The following is a 22,818-nucleotide window of genomic DNA, read 5'->3' as shown; positions in this document are numbered from 1 at the left end:
CAACCGAACAGAATCATTCCCGCGCCGTAGCACGTCGCCACCACTATCACCAGCTCGATCCAGTAGCTCACGCTATTCCCCCGCTGAACCCGCAATAAAATCGCGCAGATGACGCAGCCCCCACGCCACCGCCAGCACACCTAACACCGCGCCACCGATTGCCAGGCCAGCACCCGAACCATCGGCACCTGAGGCCGTATCCATCAAATCCAGCCGCATTACCGACAACTGGCCCGCCGTCCCGTCACCCATCACACACGACACCGCTTCACCGCCGACCAGCACCGATCCCGCCACAGCGCCCGACGCCGGAGCGCACACCACCACATCGAGCCCTGCACTCATATCTGCCCCGTAAACGAAAAAGCGACGCTCCCCACAAGGAAAGCGCCGCGTACTGTCAGCTCATCCCCCGGACATCAACGACCGAGGAACGTACGAACCATCTTGATACCCCACGCCACCGCCACGACGCCCAGGACCGCACCACCGACCGTCACCAGCGCCGGCGCCACGTTGTTGATCGACGCGACGATTGCCGTCGGATCGAACGTCGAGGCATCCGAGGTTTGCGCGAAAGCGCCAGCCGACGCAACCGCAACCGCCGCACCAACCGCAGCACGCTTCACACCCTTCAACATTGCAAACATTTTTTTACTCCCTGATTTAGCCCACCGATTAGGATTCGTCCGACCGGGCCGGCTTCGAACGGATCAACTTCTTTGGCGGATCGCGCCGCGCCAGCACCGCAGACGCATATCCGACACCCTTACAGAGCAGATACACGAACAGCATCACGTTCAGAAACGTTAGCTGTCCTGCAATCTGCTCGACTGAATCTGGCGGAATACTCTGCATTGCCGCTCCTTTCTCTCCTGAACTAACCGTTATGAATCGCGATACGCATCTCAGCGAGCAACGTCCCCAGCTCAAACGGCATCGCAAACGCGCCAAGCGTGAACGCCGCCAGCGACCAGTCTTCGAGATGTTCTGCCGCCTGCAGCCCCGATATACGCCGCACCAGTTGCAGCGCTTCAAGCCCCGCGCATGACTCGCCCAGCTCAAACCCATCGCGACAAACATCCAGAATCGCCGCCTGCTGCTCGGCGGAAAATTCGCTCACCAGCTCATCGACCGGAGGACACTGCTCATGCCGCAGGTTTTCCGCCAGTTCCCATAGCACCACCCGGCCATCGAAGGCGGCGACAGACCTCTCTGCCGGCATCGGCGCATCCGACGGCACTTCATCCGGCAACGACGGCACAGCAGCAGCCGCTGCACTTGCAACAGGCCTGGCCGGTGCTGCCGGTTTTTTCTTCAGTTCCGCGAGGACCGCCCTCGCCTCTTTTCGTCCTGCGTTGCCCTGCCGGATGTTGATATCCAGCTCCGACGCATGCGACTGGCTCAGCTCGCCCACTTTCGCGACCGCCTGAAGCAGCTCCACGTCCTCTGTTATGCCATCCTCAAGCAGCTTCTTCGCGCGCCAGTCAAAACCCTCATAGGTCAGCGCGAGCCGCTTCGATACCCACGCGGACGACTTCTTCACGCGACCGGCTACCCGATCGACCTTTTTGAGCCGATCATACAGCCGCCGGATCGCCCGCGCCTCATCCTGCAAACTCAGTTCTTCGCGCTGGATGTTCTCCGCAAGCTGCATGTCGTCCGCAGCTTCTTCGCTCACGTCACCAACCAGCGCGGGCACTGCCGACAGCCCCGCCATGCGGGCCGCACGAATCCGACGCTCACCCGCGATGAACCGATACCGCCCCTCGACCGGCGTACGCAACAACACCGGCTGAAGAATCCCGCGCGCCTTGATGTCGTCCGCCAGCTCGATAAGCGCCTGCTCATCGAACGTCGTCCGCACCTGCTCCGGCATGTCGATCACATCCAGCGCGACAAACTGCAACGCCGGACCATCCGACGCTGGAAACACGTCCCCATTCAATGGCACCGCCGCAGCTTTCCTTGTTCTACCCGCCATCACGTCCCCCGCCTTTCGCATGCGAAAAAAGCGGACCGCAAACTACACGGCCCGCACCGAGGCAACTTATGCCGGGACCGCATCCGACTTCGGACGCGCCATTGGACGCCCCCACGGCTGCAACGACGTAATACGCGGTTCGAGCCTGCCTTCCATCGACTGGAAAAATGCGAAATTCGCGAGGTAATCACCCGGCTCCGTATCCTTCAGCGCATCGGGCAAATTGATCGTGCCGACGAGCAGCTGCGGCTTACCGTCCACCTCTTGTTCCAGCACACATTGCGCGGAAAAGATCGACCATGCGTTACCAGTCTTCCTGGCAATACCCGAACGATTAATGACCTGGAGAACCTTCAGCTTTTGCGAATTCATAAATACCCCTTTGAGGTTAGGACTACTATTCACAATGAATAAAGCCTTTTCAGGCGGATAACAGACTCACGCACTCGACGTAAGACGCTTAGCGCTCTACCGCGCTCAAGTCACTACAGGCACCGCAACTACCCACGCGATCGACACCACACCACGCGCACAACTCAGGTACGTCATCACCATGAGGACATACCCGCACATCATCCGGCAGCGGACGGGCAGGACCGAACACGCGCGGAACAAAATCCAGCGACGCGACGGCACCCGACTGCACGCAAGCCGGCTTCATCACTACTGAAGGAACGGATTCGCCGGTGCACCGACTTCGACCGGCACCAGCGTAAGGAAACTGGATTCACTGCCCTGCTGGCAGACCCGCACTAAAGCATCCCGCACACTGTCTCCCTGCTTATGACATGTCTACGCCCAGCGCACGGGGTTTACCTTTTCCGCAGCGCTGATAGACTACTGATTAAGCCAATCGGTCTAAGACAAACCGGACTCAGTCCAATTGGTCTAATTTGAATGTTAGCCCAAACGGTCCAATACTCACCAATTGGAGATTTGTATGACGTACGCGGAATTGATAGAGCGAGCGATGAAAGGCCGAAGCGTAAATAGAGCAGCCAAGGAAATGGGCCTAAATCAACGCTCTTTGGATCGATACGTAAAGAGTGAACGTCTACCAGATTTTCGAACGGCGCTAATTTTGGCACGCGAAGCGGACGTGCCACTTGGTGAAACGATGATTGCCCTGGCTCATGAAGAAGCGCGGCGTAACGAAACGAAAGAAATTGTCACTGCGGGTTTTCGCATGCTCACTAACGCCGTGAATCGCCTGTTTTCGCGAGTAGCCATCGCATAAATCAGGTGCGTTAGTGAGTTCGACTTTCCATAAATTATCACCCATAAATTTGTAGGTCCCAAATAGAAATGTCTGGTTCAGGTCTGCCCGAGGCGCATGCTATCCGCGCGCAACCCGGCGGAGCCTGCCATGAACGAGCCAGGACTGGTGACGATCAACCAGACCGGTAGCGTCTCCAGAGCTTCAGGATCGCCACGTAGGCCAGAATCGCGACGATCAGATCGATGATGACCATGGTCGGAATATAGAGATTATCGGAATCACTAATGCCGAGTCGGTCAGAGGCGTCAATCCAGAACATTATCTGGCCCTCAGGCATCGGTAACGGATACGTATGGACGTAGCGAACAGAAAGAAGAAATAATCCGATAAATAACGCTACTTTAAATATTCTACGGACAAGTGTCGCCATGCGCCGTTACCTCAATCGTTCCATATGCACGAATGCCTGAATTGCGAGCGGGGATAGTGAAGGTGTGCGCGTCTTATTTTTTCGAAATCTGCATAACCAGGGAGGGTAATGCAGCCTTTCGATAGACCGCGACCGCCTGCTGGGTGCAAGCGGAATTGTCCGCGCTCGACACCATTAATCCAGGTGTGGTCATCGATAACGCCGTCGTCACGATAAAGTGCGAACCACTCTTCATATTAGTACGCCGGCCGACTACTCCGCTCCAGATGTCTTTTGCATGCGCTTCAGTTCTGGATCTGAATCCGCCTGTTGGACGATCTACTATCCAATAGATCCCTGTTGGAAGCGGACCATTATCAGGCATCGCAGTACAGCCTCCTTTGTTCCGATAGATGCCGTCACCTGAGTATGCTTTAAATGTACCAATGCCGGGAATAATCAATGAAGATATGTCCTTATCGATTATAAATTTACATAAAACGCCAATTGATACACTCCCCTTGTGTCGATTATTTAATCAGAATACCACGCAAAAGAAAGCGCAAGGCATCTTAATAATACCCTGTTGTCGATTAACATCAGACAATATGGAATTATTAAAAATCAGAAAATTCCTAATCCCACGGACAGAAAATTCCTGTATCGGCCCCCTGCAGGTTACTCGATCACCGTTGGATTTTCAGGCAGCGGAGAGTACGTACTGAATTACCTTGGGCTCGGCGGCGCCGAGCCCGGGTGCGCGACGATCTCCGTCGTCACCTTGACGTCGTGGCCACCGTCGCTGAGTGCGATGATGTGCTCACCCGGCACGACATACAGGTGGACTTGCTGCGACGGGCGCCGCGCCGCAGCTTCCTTACCGTCGACCCGCACGCGCTCCGGGGTCTGAGATATCCAAACCTTAAAATATGTTCAACGTAAATTAAATTACCACCCCAAAATTTGTAGGTCCCAAATAGAAATGTCGTGTTTGCGGGTTCAGGCTGGTAGCCAGCATTCGTTGAGGAGCGCCGGCCATGAACGCTATTGTAGTGACTCAGTTGCATGAACCGCTCCCGCGGAGCAGCCATCCACTTGCAGTATGCTTTGCGCGTGCCCCTTGGCATGTGCCTTTATTTCGCGCCCGATGTCCCGCGTTGCACCCGGGATCGGGAGCATCCACTCTTGCGAACAGCAAAATGAATCTCAAGCAGCTGGAGTACTTCGTTCGTGTCGCCGAGTTGGGCAGCTTCGGCAAGGCTGCCATGCAACTGAACATGACCCAGCCGGCGCTTTCGCGTCAGGTGCGGCTACTGGAGACGGATCTGCGCGCGACGCTGCTGATCCGTAACGGACGAGGCGTTGTCCTGACCGAAATCGGCAAGCGTCTATTCGATCATGGCGTGAGCATCCTGCGGCTTGTCGCGAGCGTCACCGAAGACATCGAAGCCGCGCGCGACGAGCCGTCCGGACACATCGTGCTGGGACTACCGCCGAGCATGACCCGGCGGCTGACGCCGTTCCTTGTCGATACTTTCCGCCGCGAATTGCCGGCTGCATCGCTGGCCATCGTCGAGGGGCTTTCGACCCATCTCGTCGAATGGATTGCAATGGGCCGGGTGGATCTGGGCCTCATCCACAATCCCCAACCCAATCCGGCTATCGAGATCACGCCCGTGCTCGACGAGGCGCTTGGCCTCGTGAGCCGCGCGACGCGTGGCGATGCGAAAGCCAAACCGCTGCCCTTTTCCCAGCTCGCCGACTATCCCCTGATTCTTCCCGGACACACTCACGCGATGCGCCGGCTTCTCGACACCCAGGCGGCCATGTCCGGGGTGAAGCTGAATATCGCCCTGGAAGTTTCGAGCGTCCCGTCCATTCTCGATCTCGTCAATGCAGGCTACGGCCATGCCGTACTGCCCCAGACAGCGCTTGCCGCCTCGGATCGGCCGAAGGCATTCACGCTGCGCCCGTTCAAGGACCCCATGCTGACCAGTACGCTGTGTCTCGCGGAATCCGCGCACAAGCCGACCAGCCGGCTCGTGCGGCAGACCGCCCGGCTGCTGCGCGAGATCGTTTCCCATGCCGAATCGTTATAGCAGCTAGTAGGATCGTTGTACTAGGCAATGCATACCCCAATGGCCAGAATCGGGCCATGGAAAACTTTGCTGCTTCTGTTCGTTCCGACGCGAGACTTTCCGGCGTCTCGTCGATGGCGACCCGCCTGCTGCTCGCCGATATCGGCACGTTATACCGCGAGCAACGCGGTATCGACGTGCATTTCAGGTCTGTCGGCGGCGTCGATGCCGCGCGGCTCGTGCGTGACGGCCATCCCTTCGATCTTGCCGTACTCGCGAGCGACGCCATCGACGCACTGATCGCAAGCGGCCATCTCGTGAGCGACAGCAGGACCGATGTCGCCCGCTCGAACGTCGCCGTGGCGGTCCGCGCCGGCGCGCCCCATCCCGCGATCCATAACGCAAAGGCATTGCGCGAAGCGCTGCTCGGCGCGCATAGCGTGGGCTATTCCACGGGACCGAGCGGCACGGCCCTCATGAATCTGCTTGAAACGTGGGGGATTCGGGACGCCATGGCCGATCGCTTCGTGCTGGCAGCGCCCGGCGTACCGGTCGGCCAGCTTGTTGCCGATGGCGTCGTGGAACTCGGCTTCCAGCAACTCAGCGAACTCATGAATCTGCCCGGCATCGACGTGCTGGGAACCATGCCGCACGACTGCGCGATCGTGACGACATTCTCCGCCGCGCTTTGCACGGGTGCGGCTCATCCCGACCCTGCGCGCGATCTGCTTCAGGTCCTGCACTCAGCCATCACTGACGAACTCAAGCATCGCCACGGCATGGAACCCGCGTGAGCGAGCGCACTTCCCTTCTTCAAGAACTCCTCATGATTATCGACATACACGGTCACTACACGACGGCGCCCAAGGCGCTCGAAGCATGGCGCAATCGCCAGATCGCCGGCATCGCGGACCCCGCACAGATGCCGCGCGTCTCGGAACTCGTCATCACCGACGACGAGCTTCGCGAGAGCATCGAGAATAATCAGCTCAGCAAGATGCGCGAGCGCGGCTCCGACCTCACGGTGTTTTCGCCGCGCGCGAGCTTCATGGCCCATCACATTGGCGACTTCAACGTCAGCAGCACGTGGGCGGCGATCTGCAACGAACTGATCCATCGCGTCTCGGCGCTCTTCCCCGCTCATTTCATCGGCGCGGCCATGCTGCCCCAGTCGCCCGGCGTCGATCCGCGCTCGTGCATTCCCGAGCTCGAACGATGCGTGAGGGACTACGGATTCGTTGCCGTCAATCTGAATCCGGACCCATCGGGCGGTCACTGGACTTCGCCGCCGCTCACGGACCGGCACTGGTATCCGCTGTACGAAAAGCTGGTGGAGCTCGACGTTCCCGCAATGATCCACGTCTCGACCTCGTGCAACGCATGCTTTCACACGACGGGCGCGCACTACATCAACGCCGACACGACAGCATTCATGCAACTGGTTCAGGGCGATCTGTTCAGGGATTTTCCGACGCTCAGGTTCGTGATCCCGCACGGCGGCGGCGCTGCACCCTATCACTGGGGACGCTATCGCGGTCTCGCGCAGGAACTGAAAAAGCCGCTGCTCACGGAACATCTGCTCAACAACGTCTTCTTCGATACCTGCGTCTATCACCAGCCCGGTATCGACCTGCTCACGAAGGTCATTCCCGTCGACAACATCCTCTTTGCGTCCGAGATGATCGGCGCGGTTCGTGGGATCGATCCGGAAACCGGCCATTACTACGACGATACGCGGCGCTACATCGAGGCGACGCTCAACCTCAGTGCGGAGGAGCGTTACAAGGTCTACGAAGGTAACGCGCGCCGTGTCTATCCGCGTCTGGACGCGGCACTCGAAAGGAAGGAGAAACAGAATGTTTGAACTCGGCGTCGTACATCGCCATATCGAACGCACGGAGCCGGCGCTTGCCGGCGCATTCGCAGGCTACGGCTGTGCCACCGTGCACGAGGCCATGGGCCGTGTCGGTCTCATGAAGCCGTATATGCGTCCGATCTATGCCGGCGCCCAGGTTGCCGGTACGGCCGTCACCGTCCTGCTGCAACCGGGCGACAACTGGATGCTCCACGTCGTGGCCGAACAGATCCAGCCGGGCGATATCGTCGTTGCCGCGGTCACGGCGGAGTGCTCGGATGGCTATTTCGGCGACCTGCTGGCGACCAGCTTCAAGGCGCGCGGCGCGCGCGCGCTCGTGATCGACGCGGGCGTGCGTGACGTCAGGACGCTCACGGAGATGCAGTTTCCCGTCTGGAGCCGTTTCGTCAGCGCGAAGGGGACGATCAAGGCCACGCCCGGTTCCGTGAACATCCCGCTGGTGTGTGCCGGTGCGCTCGTCACGCCAGGTGACGTGATCGTGGCCGACGACGACGGCGTGGTCTGTGTGCCGCGCGGTATCGCGCAAGAGACACTCGAAGCCGCGAGGTCGCGCGAGGCCAATGAAGCGGGCAAACGCGAAAAGCTCGCCAGCGGCGTGCTGGGGCTCGATATGTACGGCATGCGCGAGCCGCTGGCGAAAGCCGGCCTCCGCTACGTTGATTGAGGAGACGCACATGTCCAGCATGAATTCCAGAATCACCACGGGTCCCTTCGAGAAAACGCCGGGTTGGCTCGACTGGTTGGAAAACCCGAGCCGCCCGCTATTCGCCCTGCCCGCCGGCGCCGTGGACGCGCATTGCCACGTGTTCGGTCCGGGCGAGCAGTTCCCGTACGCACCGCAACGCAAGTACACGCCGTGCGATGCTTCGAAAGAACAGCTCTTCGCGCTGCGCGATCATCTCGGCTTTGCACGCAACGTGGTCGTTCAGGCGACCTGCCACGGGTCCGACAATCGCGCGATGGTCGATGCGCTGATTCATTCGAATGGGCGTGCGCGGGGCGTCGCCACGCTGCCTTTCGACGTTACCGACGCGGAACTGCAACGCCTGCACGACGTGGGCGTGCGCGGTGTGCGCTTTAACTATGTCCGGCGCCTCGTGGACATCACGCCTGCCGATGAACTGCTGAAAATGGCTCACCGCATTGCTCCGCTCGGCTGGCATGTCGTGATCTATTTCGAGGCGCCGGATCTCCCGGAGTTGTGGGACTTCTTTACCTCGTTGCCGACTACCGTTGTTGTAGACCACATGGGGCGCCCGGATGTGACGAAGCCGGTCGACGGTCCCGAATTCGAGCTCTTCGTGCGCTTCATGCGCGAGAACCCGAACGTGTGGTCCAAGGTCACCTGCCCGGAGCGTCTTTCCGTTTCCGGTCCGGCTGCGCTGGATGGTCAGCGCGCGGCCTATCGCGACGTCGTGCCGTTTGCCCGCCGCCTCGTCGAAACTTTCCCGGATCGCGTGCTTTGGGGTACTGACTGGCCGCATCCGAACCTGACCGCGCACATGCCCGACGATGGCCTGCTGGTCGACTTCATTCCGCAGATCGCGCCGACGGCAGCGCTTCAGAAGAGCCTGCTGGTCGATAATCCGATGCGCCTGTACTGGCCAGAGGAAACCTGAACAGTTTTTCCCGCACTGCCTGGATTTCGTGGCGGGCATGGCAACGTGCCGTGACTCTCAGGCCCCTCGGGCCCGCCACTTCACTCATCGATAATACAAGGAGACATCCCCGTGCAATCCGCGCCTACCCAAGCCGCGGGTCTCGTACTCACCCCCTGGCAGAAATCGCAGGCAGTTGCGATGTCCTGTCTTGGCTGGGCATTCGACCTCTTCGACCTCTTTATCCTGCTGTACGTGGCACCGATACTCGCCACGGTATTCTTCGACTCGTCGCGGCAGATGCTGTCGCTGGCCGCAGTCTACGGTGCTTTCACGGCGACGCTGATCATGCGTCCGGTCGGCGGCTATCTGTTCGGCCGGTACTCGGATCGTCATGGCCGCAAGAAGACGCTGGTGGTCGCATCCGTCGGGGTGGGCGTATCGACGGCACTCATGGGCACGATCCCAACCTATCAGAGCATCGGCATCCTCGCGCCGATGCTCTTTTTGCTGTTGCGCCTGATTCAGGGCGTATATATGGGCGGAATGGTTGCGGCCACCCATACGCTCGGCACCGAATCGATCGGTCCGAAGTACCGGGGGTTGGCTTCCGGGATCATCTGCGGTGGCGGCTCCGGCATCGGCAAGCTCTTCGCCTCCCTTATCTTCGTGCTGGTGAGTGCCCTGATTCCGCCCGCGGCATTCACGGCGTGGGGCTGGCGCATCATGTTTTTCTCCGGCCTCGCGAGTTCGCTGCTTGGCCTGTTCGTTTTCACGCGCCTTCAGGAGTCGCCGCTGTGGCTCGCACTTGCGGCGCAACATCGGGCGGAACCGACGAGGCCGCAGAAGAAGGCCAGTGCGCTGAGCGGCGGCTTCGTGGGCATCACGGTCGGGTGCGTATTGCTGACCCTCGCCGGCGGCGGCCTGTCGTATCTCACTTCGGGTTACCTGCCGACATTCCTGAAGATCGTCAATCACGTACCGCACACCACGATGGGTATGATCCTGAGCGTGTCCGCCGTGTGCGTGAGCCTGACGTCGGTGCTGGCGGGCGCGCTCACGGACCGCATCGGCCGGCGGCGCGCGATGCTTTTCTACGGCCTGATCTCGTTGGTGTCGATCCCCTTGCTGTACCTCGGGTTGACCCATGCCGAGGGAATCGGCGCAATTGCGGTCTATACGATTGCACTCAGCTCCATCGGCACGTTCTGCTATTCACCGCTCGTGATCGTGCTCAATGAGCGCTTTCCGACCGCGATCCGTTCGAGTGGCACCGCCATCTCGTGGAACGTGGGCTTTGCCATCGGCGGCTCGATGCCGACCCTCGTCTCGCTGCTCGCGACCGACGTCGGCGCCCTGCCGATGACGCTGGCTACGGTCAGCGCGCTCGTCAGCCTCGTGTATCTGGCCGTCGTATTCCTGATGCCGGAGACGAAGGGCGCGATGGACGAATCTTCCGTGCCGGCGGCATAGCGGGTTTTCGCGGCATCGGGGCGTATCCGCTTCAGCCGGTACTGTCGTCGCTCCGATCCACCTTATCTCTTCGTTTCGATCCTGTCATCGGGGTGCGGCTCGTGGCCGACGCCCCGGACAGGTGTCGAAAAAATAACAATTAATCAGGATGACAAATCATGAATCAAAGCCAGGGATCCGGAAAGCTTCGTACAATCAACGTTGCCTCTCTCGCCTGTGCCTCTCTTGCCATGTGTGTGGGCGATGCGCATGCGGCCACGCTTTCAGGCGACGATTCGTCGTCGGTTAACCTGTACGGTTTGATCGGCACGTACGTTACCCAGTCGAAGCTCAGCACGACACCTAAGGGGACGGTTCAGATGGGCGGCGGCGGACTCACGACCTCATACTGGGGCATGAGCGGCAATGAGGCGCTGGGTGGCGGGACTCGCGTCATTTTCAAGCTCGAAAGCTTTTTTCGGCCCAATACCGGCCAGATGGGCCGCAACACCACCGATGGCCTGTTCTCGCGTAACGCGTATGTGGGGCTGGCAAACGACACCTACGGGACAGTCAAGTTCGGCCTGCAGACGACGCAGACGTATCTGAACCAGAGCATGCTCAATCCGTTCGGATCGTCCGTCGTGTTTTCGCCGCTCGTCGTGCAGTCGTACGTGGCAGGCTACAACGGACAGGTGATCGGCGATACCGTCTGGGGCAATACGCTCGGCTACTATTCGCCTTCGTTCTACGGGCTAACGGGTGTCGTTCAGTATTCGGTCAGCAGCGCGACGGGTCAGCAGGGGCGCGACAATCTCGGCCTGCACCTCGTCTACGAGCATGGGCCTGTGCAGGCCGCGTTTTCGGCTCAGCGGGTGCGAGGGGCGCCGAATTCTCCTGGGGTGGATCAAACGCTCTACCTCGCGGGTGCGACCTATAACGCGCAGTTCGCGAAGTTCTACGGCACACTCCAGACCACGAATACCACGACTTCGCACATTGGCACGCATACGTACCAGCTCGGCGTATCCGTTCCGGTGACTGCGGTATCGTACATACTCGCCTCATGGGCCACCACCCGGCAGAGCGCGCCATCAAACCAGGATTCGGTGCATAACACGGGATCGATCGGCTACGACTACTATCTCTCGAAACGCACGGATGTCTATGGTGTGTATTCGTACGACAGGATTTCCGCGCATCCTTCGGGCAGCACCTATGGTGCGGGGATCCGGCATCTGTTTTGATGCGAGGGGATTTCCGGTTCAGCTTCCCGGTCAACTTTGTCGCCATCCAGTCAATGACGCGACTTCGGAGTCTTTCGTGGCCTTTGCCCAATAGCGGAGCAACCACGCCACCGGCACTATGACACCACGGCATTGGTTCGCTGAAAGCGCTTCGTCGTAGAACAGTAGCTACCGCCCGCGAAAAACATGGCAGAAAGTAAAACGCCCGCTATACGCGGGCGTTCGTTTGTCCATCAATACCTGAATCGACCATCCTCGCCACACATTCCAGGACAACCCCGCAACCCGAAACGATCGATTCATCGAACCGCGCATCCCGCCGTCATGACGTCAATCAAACCGTCATCATGGCCGGATACGCGTATTTCCATCAGCCCGCTACCGAGATGCCGAAAACGTGCATCTTGCCGGCGCTGACATTCGCGGGCAGCGTCACGCTCTGCACGATCTTGGTCGGGTCGATCGCGATCGCCTGCGAGAACAGATAGCTCTTCGTGTTGTCACGGGCACCCGACGCGTTGTTGCGATAGGTCATCGTCACCGCGGCCGTATTCGTCAGCGTGCCGCCGCCGCCATTCAACGTGCCGTCGTCGAGCGTCAGCGATGCGGAGAGGCTCGTGCCGTCCGTGTAGTGGACCGTCACCGTGCCGGTGCTCGGCCCGTTGCCCGATGCGCCGAGGAACACGAGGCTCGAACCCTTCGAACCGGCCGGCATGTCGATCGTCTGACCGGCCACGACCACGTTATCGAGCGACTGCTGGTTCTGCGTCAGGTTGACCGGCAACGAGAACGTTGCGCCGAGCGTCGTCACGCTGCCCGACGAACCGATCGCTGCCGCGAGGGCCGTCGTCGACAGGCTGTTCAGGCTGCCGTCGAATGCCGCGCCGGTACCGGCGGTAGCGCTGCTGCCGTCGAGGCTGAAGCCCTGGTTGTTGAAGGCGTCGGCGAGGCTCGTGTATTCAGGCAGACCGAACGACGGCGGCGGATTGGACGGATCGGTACCCCAGCTCGATGCCGAGCTGCCCATCGAATAGGCGAGCGAGCCGCCGTTCGAGACGTCGGCAAACGACAGCCACGGCGCATTGGCCGCCTTGCCGTTGACCATCAGCGACTGCACGTAGTTCGAGTTCGGTGCGCCAGGAGCCGTGATCTTGATCTGCTTGCCGTTCTCCAGCGTGATCGTGGCTGCTGCAACCTGCGGGCTATGCAATGCGAAACCCGCCACGCCCGGGACTTCCGGATACATGCCGATCATCGCCCAGACATACCAGCTCGACATCGCGCCCATATCGTCGTTGCCCGGCAGACCGCCCGGCGTCGCCGCGAACTGCGTCGTGACGATTTTCTGAATCAGGTCGGACGTCTTGGACGGTGCGCCAGCCCAGTTGTACACCCAGGGAATCGCAAACGAGGGCTCGTTGCCGATGTACAGGTAAGGCGACCCGTTGCCGGCATTGAGCTGGGTCTGCATGGTGTCGAGGCGTGTCTGCACCGTGCTGTTGCCACCGAGCAGCGAGACGAGTCCGGAAAGATCCCAGGGCACCATCCACGTGTACTGCTCCGCGCTGCCTTGCTCGTAATTGTCAGTACTGCTCTGGGTTTCGTTCGTGTATGCCCCGCCCGTCGTACGCGCGGTGAGCAGCGGCGGCGTATCGGCGGTGTCGATCGAGTACTGCCAGCCGGCCGAACGGCCCAGCGCCTGCTTCGCCATCCACGTGTTGCCGAGCGCGGCCGCAAATTGCGAGGCGGCGAAATCGGTCTGGTTGTATTCGAGGCTCGACGACGCGATCGCGCTTTCGCCCGACGTGATGTAGCCGAACTTCAGATAGGTCGACCGCCCGCCGTTCACGCCGATCGTGCTGCCGCCCGAGTTCTTGCACACGGCCAGGTTGTTCGTGTTCAGCTGCGCCATGATGTGATTCAGCGCGCCGGTCGTGTCGAACTTCTGCGCGCCGAACGCGTACGCGGTCGCCACGATGTTCGTGCCGCCGTCGCCGACCATCGTGCCCGAATCGTAGTTGTCGTTGACCCAGCGCGGAATCGCACCGCACTGGTCCGCGTCGTTGAGCAGCGACTGCACCATGTCGCTCGTCTCGGTCGGGAACAGCATTGCGCGCAACGGCATCTGCGAACGATAGACGTCCCAGTTCGAGAAGCCGGTGTACTGCGCGTTCTGGCCGTTGGCGACCGTGTGGACCGTACCGTCGAAGCCGAGGTACTGGCCGTTCGTGTCGCTGAAGATGCTCGGCGCCCACAGCGCGTGGTAGAGCGCCGTGTAGAAGTTGGTCATCGAGTCGCTCGAACTCGGCGTGATGGCGATCGTACTGAGGCGCTGATTCCAGGCCGTGTCGGCGGCATTCTTGATGCCGTCGAAGTCCCAGCCGGCATTCTCGGTGTCGAGATTCTGCTTGGCATTGGCCATGCTGACGTACGAAATGCCGACCTTCACGAGCACTTGCGCGCCCGGCGCGAAGGACAGGTCGGCAACGCCGGCGCTGACCGTCGAGGACTGGATCGGCTGGCTGAACTCGGCGTAGAAGTAAACCGGCACGCGGCTCGACGAGCTTTCGAAATTGCCGCCCACCGTATAGCCTGCGACTTCGGTGCTCGAGATCTGGGTAATCTGACCCGTCGTCGATTGCAGCGTATTGGTGCGGGTGGTGTCGATATGGATGAACGCCGGGTTGTTCGCCGGGAACGTGAAGCGCCCGAAGCCCGTGCGCAGCGTGGCGGTCAGCTCGACCTTCACCGAGTTGTCGAGCGCGACGGCGTAGTAGCCGGGCTTGGCCGTCTCGTTCGTGTGCGAGAACGTCGGCGTCAGATTCGCGAGGCTGGTGGTCGCGACAAACGGAATTTCACCGTCGTTGCCCTGCCCGCCGGTGCCGCTCATGTGCGTCAGACTGAAACCCGCGATCGAGTTGAGGTCGTAGTAGTAGCCAGAGGGCGAACCCGGTTCGGCGGTGGAGCTGGAAGCCGGCGTCGTATTGGTATCGGGCCCCCACTGCACCATGCCCGACGGCAGTCCGGCCGCCGGCAGCGTGTTGCCGCCCGCGCCGTGCGCAGTCGGCGTCGGCGAAGTGCCCGGCGCCGTGCCGATCAGCGGATTGACGTATTGCGTCAGCGACTGCGCGACCGGCGGGGTCGTCGAGCCACCCGACGGCGGCGTCGTGGTCGACCCGCCAGGTGAGGTCGGCGATCCGCCCTGCGGCGATGACGGCGACGACGGAGCCGTGTTGTTCGTGCTGCCCCCGCACCCCGCCAGGATTAATGTGGTAAGTGTTCCTACCGCCCCAAGCCGTATTTTATTTAACATACCCAATTGCCCTATTAAAAATAAAATATCCGGCGTACGTTACGCCGCCAGATTCCGTTAATTCATTCTTATTGATCTGAAACTACATGAATAAACTGGGCGGACAACGGCCTCGCCAACTGGAACGGTCTCCCGGTCCGGTTACGAAAAGGCAGCGCAATCCATTTGGAATATCGCGATGGGCGGCATTATCAGTGTGAAATATAACGATTTCGTTTAATAAACATGACTGGGGCGTGAAGGTGTCAGGTATTCGTAAAGTAATGGGGAAAACGCTTTACCGCACTTCGCGGCGCATGCCGCAGCGGTCGCGACGTGTGTTGATGGTGAGGAGACGACGGATGGTTTCGTGCTTCAGTCCGTTGCGAAGACCGGTATCGCGATAGCGCGTCAGGCACGAAGGTAGCAGTCGTGTCTTGCTGCTTCACTCGTTCTTGAAGCCGCCTGTCACGATCGTTGCGTAGTGCTGCGCTGCGGGCGCACCCATGTGTTCCGCTATAACAAGGATCGCGCACTCTCTTCTTTCCGTGAATTCCGCAAGTGCACATTGCAATAATCCACTTAATCGATAGGAGAGCTTGTAATCGCAATCCGCGAATCCAGATTCTTGCCGTGCATCAAATACGCCACGAGAGAACATCTCCCGCGTCTTTTCGCTGTCGATAAAACCTGCGGATATTTCCCTTTGCTTTTAATCCGGCATACACTGAATTCAACCTTCTTCCATCGGGCTTGCTTCTGCTTTACCGCTGCCGTTCCTCGGGAACGGATGTTGTTTGCCGTGCTTCGCGAGCCGACGCAAGCCGGGCCGGTTCGTGACCCATCATCATCTGAACGGGACGATCATCATGGCCAATACGAATTACATGGCGCGCAAGACCATCGCCGATATCGTCGGAAGCGCCGACGTGGAAGGCGCCCACGCGCTGTCGAAAACGCTCGGCGCGGCCAGCATCACGGCAATGGGCATCGGTGCGATCATCGGCGCGGGCATTTTCGTGCTAACCGGCACGGCCGCCGCACAATTCGCAGGCCCAAGCATCACGCTGTCGTTCGTGCTGGGCGGCATCGCGTGCGCGTTCGTCGGCCTGTGCTACTCGGAACTCGCGGCGATGCTGCCCGTGTGCGGCAGCAGTTACACGTACACCTATGCGACGCTCGGCGAGATCTTCGCGTGGATCATCGGCTGGGACCTGATCCTCGAATATGCAATGGGCGCGGCGACCGTCGCGGTCGGCTGGTCGGGCTATATCGTGAGTCTGCTGCGCAACGTGGGCATCAACATTCCACCGGCTCTCGCCGCCGCGCCCGGCACCGTCGTCAAGCTCGCCGACGGTTCGAGCGTCACCGGCCTCGTCAATCTGCCGGCCGTGCTCATCGTCGCGATCCTCACGACGATGCTCGTGCTCGGCACCAAAGAATCCGCGCGGCTCAACAACGTGATGGTCGCGATCAAGCTCGTGGTGGTGGTGGCGTTCATCGCGATCGGCGTGTTCTTCATCAAGCCCGAAAACTGGCATCCGTTCATTCCGGCCAATACCGGGCAGTTCGGCAGCTTCGGCATGAGCGGCATTCTGCGCGGCTCGGCCGTGGTGTTCTTCGCGTTCATCGGTTTCGATGCGGTGTCCACTGCCGCGCAGGAAGCGCGACAGCCGCAACGCGACATGCCGATCGGCATCCTCGGTTCGCTGGTCATCTGCACGGTGCTCTATATCCTCGTTGCGGGCGTGCTCACCGGGCTCGTGCCCTACGCCGATCTGAACGTTCCCGATCCGATCGCGAAAGGCGTCGACGCGATCGGCCTGAACTGGTTCGCGATCCTGATCAAGATCGGCGCGCTGACGGGGCTGACGACCGTGATTCTCGTGCTGCTCTATGGACAGAGCCGCATCTTTTTCACGATGTCGCAGGACGGCTTGCTGCCGCCGCTCTTTGCGAACGTGCATCCGCGTCTGCAGACGCCGTATCTGAGCCAGATGCTGATCGGCGCGGTCGTTGCGGTGGTCGCCGCGTTGACGCCGATCGGCGTGCTGGGCGAGATGGTCAGCATCGGCACGCTGTTCGCGTTCATCCTCGTGTGCGGCGCGGTGATCTATCTGCGCCGCAGCGATTCGAACGCGATGCGCCCGTTCCGCGTGCCCGGCGTGCCGGTCGTGCCGGTGCTGGGCATCCTGTTCTGTCTGCTGCTGATGGTGGGGCTGCCGCTCATTACATGGTTGCGGCTCGTCGTGTGGCTCGTGATCGGGATGACGATTTATCTGTCGTATGGGCGCAATCATTCGGCGCTGCGGAATCCGGAGCGGCGCCGGTGAGCGATTGGGGGCCGGGCGTTTGCGGAAAGTGCTGCGCCTGGCTCTTTTTCTTGTGCTTCTTATGAGGTTGGTCGTTCAACCGAAATCGGCAGAATACTTAGCTCTGCAATTTTTCAGAGTTTTCCGATTTTTCTTATCTCTACCTTGCCCTACTCTGCGCACTCCACGACTTGCTGCCTGAAAGCAGGAGTGCCGTTGTCGACGCGTCAATGAACGGTAAATCCGGCCAGGCAGTTTTTTGAATCAATATAAGAGGCACATTGACCGGTTTCCGTACCGCTGCAAAATATATGAGAAAAATTGCCACGAAGATATTGGCCGTTCCGGTTCTCGTTGCGCTATCCATGATAGGCGGATGGCAACTGACCTATGTAATCGACAGATTGCCTTTCAATATGCCGGACTCGGTGGATAGGTTCATCGCTTCTGTCTGCTACAGGCAACGACGAGCTTGCCAATCCCGACGATATGGAAGTACTCGTCTTGCTGCTCTACTGGGAACTGGCCACGCTATTTGTCGGCACACTTCTGTATTTAGCCGCTCGGGTGGCGTGCCATTTGCATGCGAGAAAAAACTCACAGAAATCCATTTAAAAAGCATCGTCATGCAAAGTTCTCATTTGTGAACTTATTGCCGCTTCTTGTGAAATTTACTTAATTGTGAATTCAATGACATCTCTCCTGTTGCGAGTTCATTCAACTCGCAACACCCAAAATAAATTGACAAGTTATCCAGACAATGTACGATCAACGGAAATCTTTTCGGGCATTGTCGTGTCCGCCTGCTGTTCAATAGCGCCTGGCGCAATCAAGCATAACGCCGTTAAACCGTAGTCGATCTCACGCGTAAAAAAGAGTAGTGCCTTCACGAGGAGTCTCTCTTGCTCTGCTCCGCATACCGTCTGCGTAGTCGTGCCGTACTGCTTCTGATCGCGGGTTTGCCGCTACTCGTTGCCGGTTGCAACGACCGGCAGGAAGCCCCCACCGCCGCATCGATGCCGCCGCTCCCCGTGCTCGTCGAAACGATCTCGACTACGCCTGTCGCCGATGTGGTCGAACTGCCCGGCCGTATCGAGGCGGTGCGCACCGCGGAGATTCGCGCGCGCGTCGACGGTATCGTTCAGCGCACGCTCTACCAGGAAGGCACGGATCTCGCGGCCAACGCGCCGCTGTTCCAGATCGACCCCAGCGACTATCGCGCGCAATTGCAGCAGGCGCAGGCGGCACTCGCGCGTGCGACCGCCGTACGCGACAACGCAGCCTCGGTTGTCGATCGTTTCAAGCTGCTCGTCGGCCGCCATGCGGTGAGTGCGCAGGAATACGACGCCGCGCTCGCGACGCAGCAGCAGGCCCAGGCCAACGTTGCCGATGCTCGGGCAGCCGTTTCGCTGGCGCAGCTACGGCTCGACCGCTGCATCGTGCGCACGCCGATCGCCGGGCGCGCGGGCCGCGCGCTCGTCACCGAAGGCGCGCTGGTGAGCGCGGGCGCGGCCACCCTGCTCACCCAGGTCAATCAGCTTACGCCGATCAACGCCGTGTTCACGCAGTCGAACACGGCAACGCTCGACATCGAGCAGCAGATCCAGTCGGGCGCGCGCAAGCCGACCGACATGAAGCACGTCGAGGTGCAACTGATTCTCGCCAACGGCCAGGTCTACAGCGAGCGCGGCTTTCTCGACTTCGCCGATCTCGTCGTCGATCCGTCCACCGGCACGCAGACCGTGCGCGCGCAATTCGCCAATCCTGCGCGCACGCTATTGCCGGGGCAGTTCGTGCGCGGGCGCATCATCGCGGCGGGCAATCTGCGCGGCATCCGCATTCCCGAGCGCGCGGTGCAGCTCGATAACGGCGTGGCGAGCGTCGCGCTCGTGGCCGACGACGGCACCGTGGTTCGCCGCAACGTCGATCTCGGCGAACAGGGCGAAGGCCGCTGGACCGTGCGCGATGGGCTCAAGGCCGGCGAGCGTCTGATCGTCGATGGCTGGCAGAAGGTGCAGCCGGGTCAGCGCGTCGAGGCACGGCCCGTAAGCGACGGGCCACCAGCGTCGGCCGCAGCCGCGGACCCTCCGGCCGCCCATCCCGCCGCCGCTTCGATCACGCACTGACGGGCCCGCCGATGAATCGATTCTTCGTCGCCCGTCCGGTCTTCGCGTGGGTCATCGCCCTCTTCACGGTGCTGTTCGGCGGGATCGCGGTTGCGCTGCTGCCGGTCGAGCAGTATCCCGATGTTGCCCCGCCATCGCTGAGCATCTCGGCGGTCTTCAGCGGCGCCGATGCGCGCACGCTCGAACGCACTGTCACCTCGATCATCGAGGACGAGATGAACGGCATCGAGAATTTTCTCTACATGTCGTCGGTGAGCCGCGCCAACGGCACGATGCAGATCACGGTCGTGCTCAAGCCCGGCACCAATCTCGACATCGCGCGCAGCCAGGTGCAGGACCGCCTGAGCCGTGTCGAGCCGCGTCTGCCGCTCGAAGTCCGGCAGATCGGCGTGAGCGTGACCAAGGCTTCATCCGGCTTCCTGATGCTGCTCGCGCTGCAGGCGACCGACGGCGCCACCAACGCGGTCGCGATGGGCAACTTTGCGTCGAACAATATCGTCAACGAGTTGCGCCGCATCGACGGCGTCGGCGACGTGCAGCTTTTCGGCTCGTCGTACGCGATGCGAATCTGGCTCGATCCGCGCAAGCTCGCGGGCTTCGGTCTCTCCGCGAGCGAGGTGTTGCAGGCGGTCCAGGAACAGAACAGTCAGACCGCGGGCGGTGGCCTCGGCGACCAGCCGATCGCGCCGGGCTCCGAATTCACTGCACAGATCGTCACGCAAAGCCGCTTCTCGACGCCCGAGCAGTTCCGCGAGGTCATCGTGCGCGCCAATCCGGACGGTTCGACCGTGCGCCTCGGCGACGTCGCTCGCGTCGAACTCGGCAACGACAGCTACGGCAACCGGCTGACCGTGAACGGCAAGGCGTCGGCCGGCATCGCGATCCAGCTTGCGAGCGGTGCCAATGCACTTGCGGTTGCCAGGGCGGTGCGCCAGCGCATGACCGAGCTGGAGCCGACCTTTCCGCGCGGCATGACGTGGACCGTGCCGTTCGACACCACGCCGTTCATCACGACTTCCGTGCACGGCGTCATGCAGACGATGGTCGAGGCGCTGCTGCTCGTGACCGTCGTCGTGTTCCTGTTCCTGCAGGACTGGCGCGCGACCGTGATTCCCACGATCGTCGTGCCGATCGCACTGATCGGCACCTGCGCGGGGCTCTATCTGTTCGGGCTGTCGATCAACATCCTGTCGCTGTTCGGCATGGTCGTCGCGATCGGTATCCTCAACGACGATGCGATCGTCGTCGTCGAAAACGTTGCGCGCATCATGCGCGAGGAAAAACTCAGCGCGCCGCGCGCGACCGTCAAGGCGATCGGCCAGATTTCGGGCGCGGCGATCGCGAGTACGCTCGTGCTCGTCGCCGTGTTCATTCCGATGGCGTTTTTCCCCGGCTCGACGGGCGGCATCTACCGGCAGTTCTCGGTCACGCTGGCCGTGTCGATCACGCTCTCGACGCTGCTGGCGCTCACGCTCGGCGCGGCCTTGTGCGCGGCACTGCTGCGCAGCGAAGAGGCCAGCGGGCCGCCGAAAAACGCGGCCTCGCGTCTACTGCAGCGGGTATTCGACGGCTTCAATCGCGGTCTCGACGCGGGCACCGGCCGCTATATCGGCGGCGTCGATTCGATGCTGCGCTCGCCGTTGCGCTGGCTGCTCGTGTTCGTCGCGGCCTGCGTAATCACCGCGTATTTCTTCGTACGCCTGCCGACCGGTTTTCTGCCGACCGAGGATCAGGGGCATATCTTCGTCACGTATACCGGCGCGCCGGGTTCCACCGAGCAGCGCACGCAACGCGCGGTCGATCAGGTCGAGGCGTTCTTGCGGCAACAGCCGCAGGTGCGCAACGTCGCTTCGGTAACCGGCTTCAGCTTCTTCGGCCAGGGGCAATCGGCGGCGATGTCGTTCGTCGATCTGAAGCCCTGGAACGAACGCTCCGGCGAGGCGAATTCGGCCAGCGCGCTCGTGCGCCGCGCAAATGCCGCGTTCCGGCAGATTCCCGAGGCCGTCATCTTCGCGCTCGATCCGCCGCCGATTCCATCGCTCGGCAATGCAACCGGCTTCACGATGAAGATCCAGGACCGCAGCGGCGTTGGCGGCGAAGCGCTGCAGCAGGCCGCGCGGCGCATGATGATCGAGGCATCGCAAAGTCCCCTGCTCGCAGGCGTGCGTACCGAGGGCATGCCCGAAGCGCCGCAGCTTTACGTCGATATCGATCGCGTGAAGGCGCGCGCGCTCGGTTTGCAGATCGGCCAGGTCAATCAGGCGCTCGCGCTGACGTTCGGTTCGAACTACGTGAACGACTTCGTATTCGAGGGCAATGTACTGCGCGTGCTGCTGCAAGCGGATGCCGAGCAGCGCATGCGCGCCGAGGACGTGACCTCGCTGCGCCTGCGCAACAACCGCGGCGAAATGGTGCCGTTCTCGGCGTTCACGCGCGTGCGCTGGATTTCCGGGCCGCAGCAGCTCGAACGCTATAACGGCTTTCCCTCCGCGACGCTGTCGGGCCAGGCCGCTGCGGGCCGTTCGAGCGGCGCGGCGATCGCCGAGATGGAGCGTATCGCCTCGCACGTGCTGACCGGCAATCTCACCTACGAATGGACCGGCACCGCCTTCGAGGAGAAACAGGCGGCCGGCCAGATCGGCATGCTGCTCGGGCTCTCGCTCGTGGTCGTGTTCCTGCTGCTCGCGGCGCTCTACGAGAGCTGGGCGATTCCGGTGGCGGTGCTGCTGATCATTCCGTTCGGCGTGATCGGCGCGGTGCTGCTGACGATGCTGCGCGGCCTTTCCGCGGACGTGTACTTCAACATCGGGCTGGTGACGATCATCGGGCTCGCGGCGAAGAACGCGATTCTGATCGTGGAGTTCGCCATCAAGGAGGAATCCGAAGGAACGGATGCGATGACGGCCGCGAAGAACGGCGCACAACAGCGCCTGCGTCCAATCCTGATGACAAGCGTCACGTTCGTGCTCGGCATGCTGCCGCTCGTGCTCGCGACCGGCGCGGGCGCGGCGAGCCGGCGCGCGGTCGGCACCGGCGTGATGGGCAGCATGTTGACGGCGACGCTGTTCGGCATCTTCTTCACGCCGCTGTTCTATGTGGCTACGCGCCACTGGCTGAGCCGCAAGAAACGGCCTGTCGATCTCGACGACGACGATTCTCCGACACCCGCGTCGGCACCCGTGCCGGGAGCCGGAGAATTAAGCGGAGGGTCACGCGATGCGTAAG

19 protein-coding genes and 1 pseudogene are annotated in these 22,818 nt (G+C 61.1%); 11 read left to right on the top strand and 9 right to left on the bottom strand.

Features of this window, described 5'->3' with window-relative positions:
- Window positions 1–72: 72 nt before the first annotated feature.
- The 5 genes from GXB81_RS05520 to GXB81_RS05500 all read right to left on the bottom strand — a co-directional run bounded on the left by GXB81_RS05520 (window position 73) and on the right by GXB81_RS05500 (window position 2,356).
- Entirely contained in the window at window positions 73–345 is a 273-nt protein-coding gene (locus tag GXB81_RS05520) for a major capsid protein (RefSeq protein ID WP_205988588.1), read from the bottom strand.
- 74 nt (window positions 346–419) lie between these two features.
- On the bottom strand, window positions 420–650 hold the full coding sequence (locus GXB81_RS05515) for a major capsid protein (protein ID WP_167285245.1): 231 nt from the start codon (window positions 648–650) through the stop codon (window positions 420–422).
- A 28-nt stretch (window positions 651–678) separates the two neighbouring features.
- Window positions 679–858: a hypothetical protein gene (locus tag GXB81_RS05510; protein ID WP_205988587.1), complete on the bottom strand. Its 180-nt coding sequence runs from the start codon at window positions 856–858 to the stop codon at window positions 679–681.
- A 22-nt stretch (window positions 859–880) separates the two neighbouring features.
- A complete protein-coding gene (locus GXB81_RS05505) occupies window positions 881–1,984 on the bottom strand; it encodes a ParB/RepB/Spo0J family partition protein (protein WP_205988586.1) in 1,104 nt (367 codons plus the stop codon).
- A 66-nt stretch (window positions 1,985–2,050) separates the two neighbouring features.
- Window positions 2,051–2,356 carry a cellulose synthase gene (locus tag GXB81_RS05500; protein ID WP_205988585.1) on the bottom strand — a complete coding sequence of 102 codons (306 nt, stop codon included), beginning with the start codon at window positions 2,354–2,356 and terminating at the stop codon, window positions 2,051–2,053.
- A 568-nt stretch (window positions 2,357–2,924) separates the two neighbouring features.
- Between GXB81_RS05500 and GXB81_RS05495 the strand changes: the two genes are divergently transcribed.
- Window positions 2,925–3,221: a helix-turn-helix transcriptional regulator gene (locus tag GXB81_RS05495; RefSeq protein WP_205988584.1), complete on the top strand. Its 297-nt coding sequence runs from the start codon at window positions 2,925–2,927 to the stop codon at window positions 3,219–3,221.
- A 154-nt stretch (window positions 3,222–3,375) separates the two neighbouring features.
- On the opposite strand, the gene GXB81_RS05490 is transcribed toward GXB81_RS05495, so the two are convergent.
- The 3 genes and pseudogenes from GXB81_RS05490 to GXB81_RS31865 form a co-directional block, all read right to left on the bottom strand.
- Complete coding sequence (locus GXB81_RS05490) at window positions 3,376–3,633, bottom strand: hypothetical protein (RefSeq protein WP_167041952.1); 258 nt, start codon at window positions 3,631–3,633, stop codon at window positions 3,376–3,378.
- An 11-nt stretch (window positions 3,634–3,644) separates the two neighbouring features.
- A complete protein-coding gene (locus GXB81_RS31870) occupies window positions 3,645–3,812 on the bottom strand; it encodes a tlde1 domain-containing protein (protein ID WP_346777784.1) in 168 nt (55 codons plus the stop codon).
- Between the two features lie 104 nt (window positions 3,813–3,916).
- Window positions 3,917–4,075: pseudogene (locus GXB81_RS31865) on the bottom strand (tlde1 domain-containing protein); the annotation flags it as partial.
- Between the two features lie 736 nt (window positions 4,076–4,811).
- On the opposite strand from GXB81_RS31865, the gene GXB81_RS05480 reads away from it, so the two are divergent.
- The 7 genes from GXB81_RS05480 (at window position 4,812) to GXB81_RS05450 (ending at window position 11,863) form a co-directional block, all read left to right on the top strand.
- A complete protein-coding gene (locus tag GXB81_RS05480; RefSeq protein ID WP_167041950.1) occupies window positions 4,812–5,711 on the top strand; it encodes a LysR family transcriptional regulator in 900 nt (299 codons plus the stop codon).
- A gap of 56 nt (window positions 5,712–5,767) precedes the next feature.
- Window positions 5,768–6,484, top strand: coding sequence for a substrate-binding domain-containing protein (locus GXB81_RS05475; protein WP_241016255.1), 717 nt, complete (start codon window positions 5,768–5,770; stop codon window positions 6,482–6,484).
- Window positions 6,485–6,516: 32 nt separating this feature from the next.
- Complete coding sequence (locus tag GXB81_RS05470) at window positions 6,517–7,554, top strand: amidohydrolase family protein (protein ID WP_205988583.1); 1,038 nt, start codon at window positions 6,517–6,519, stop codon at window positions 7,552–7,554.
- Window positions 7,547–8,230: a 4-carboxy-4-hydroxy-2-oxoadipate aldolase/oxaloacetate decarboxylase gene (gene ligK / locus GXB81_RS05465; protein WP_205988582.1), complete on the top strand. Its 684-nt coding sequence runs from the start codon at window positions 7,547–7,549 to the stop codon at window positions 8,228–8,230. Before GXB81_RS05470 ends, ligK begins: the two co-directional genes overlap by 8 nt.
- 10 nt (window positions 8,231–8,240) lie before the next feature.
- On the top strand, window positions 8,241–9,185 hold the full coding sequence (locus GXB81_RS05460; protein WP_277396778.1) for an amidohydrolase family protein: 945 nt from the start codon (window positions 8,241–8,243) through the stop codon (window positions 9,183–9,185).
- 111 nt (window positions 9,186–9,296) lie between these two features.
- Entirely contained in the window at window positions 9,297–10,637 is a 1,341-nt protein-coding gene (locus GXB81_RS05455) for an MFS transporter (RefSeq protein ID WP_167281689.1), read from the top strand.
- Window positions 10,638–10,795: 158 nt separating this feature from the next.
- Entirely contained in the window at window positions 10,796–11,863 is a 1,068-nt protein-coding gene (locus GXB81_RS05450) for a porin (RefSeq protein WP_205988581.1), read from the top strand.
- A gap of 370 nt (window positions 11,864–12,233) precedes the next feature.
- Here the strand turns inward: GXB81_RS05450 and GXB81_RS05445 are convergent, their stop codons facing one another.
- Window positions 12,234–15,176: a GH92 family glycosyl hydrolase gene (locus GXB81_RS05445; protein WP_205988580.1), complete on the bottom strand. Its 2,943-nt coding sequence runs from the start codon at window positions 15,174–15,176 to the stop codon at window positions 12,234–12,236.
- Between the two features lie 848 nt (window positions 15,177–16,024).
- Between GXB81_RS05445 and GXB81_RS05440 the strand changes: the two genes are divergently transcribed.
- The 3 genes from GXB81_RS05440 (at window position 16,025) to GXB81_RS05430 (ending at window position 22,817) form a co-directional block, all read left to right on the top strand.
- Window positions 16,025–17,488, top strand: a complete 1,464-nt coding sequence (locus GXB81_RS05440; RefSeq protein ID WP_167042008.1) for an amino acid permease — start codon at window positions 16,025–16,027, stop codon at window positions 17,486–17,488.
- An 881-nt stretch (window positions 17,489–18,369) separates the two neighbouring features.
- Window positions 18,370–19,593, top strand: coding sequence for an efflux RND transporter periplasmic adaptor subunit (locus GXB81_RS05435; protein ID WP_167041935.1), 1,224 nt, complete (start codon window positions 18,370–18,372; stop codon window positions 19,591–19,593).
- Window positions 19,594–19,604: 11 nt separating this feature from the next.
- The gene (locus GXB81_RS05430; RefSeq protein ID WP_205988579.1) at window positions 19,605–22,817 is read left to right on the top strand and encodes a multidrug efflux RND transporter permease subunit; all 3,213 of its coding nucleotides are present in this window, start codon (window positions 19,605–19,607) and stop codon (window positions 22,815–22,817) included.
- The last annotated feature ends 1 nt before the right edge of the window (window position 22,818 follow it).

Source organism: Paraburkholderia sp. Ac-20336, from assembly GCF_017105025.1.
Classification (GTDB): Bacteria; Pseudomonadota; Gammaproteobacteria; order Burkholderiales; family Burkholderiaceae; genus Paraburkholderia.
This window is presented reverse-complemented; position numbering and strand designations above follow the sequence as displayed.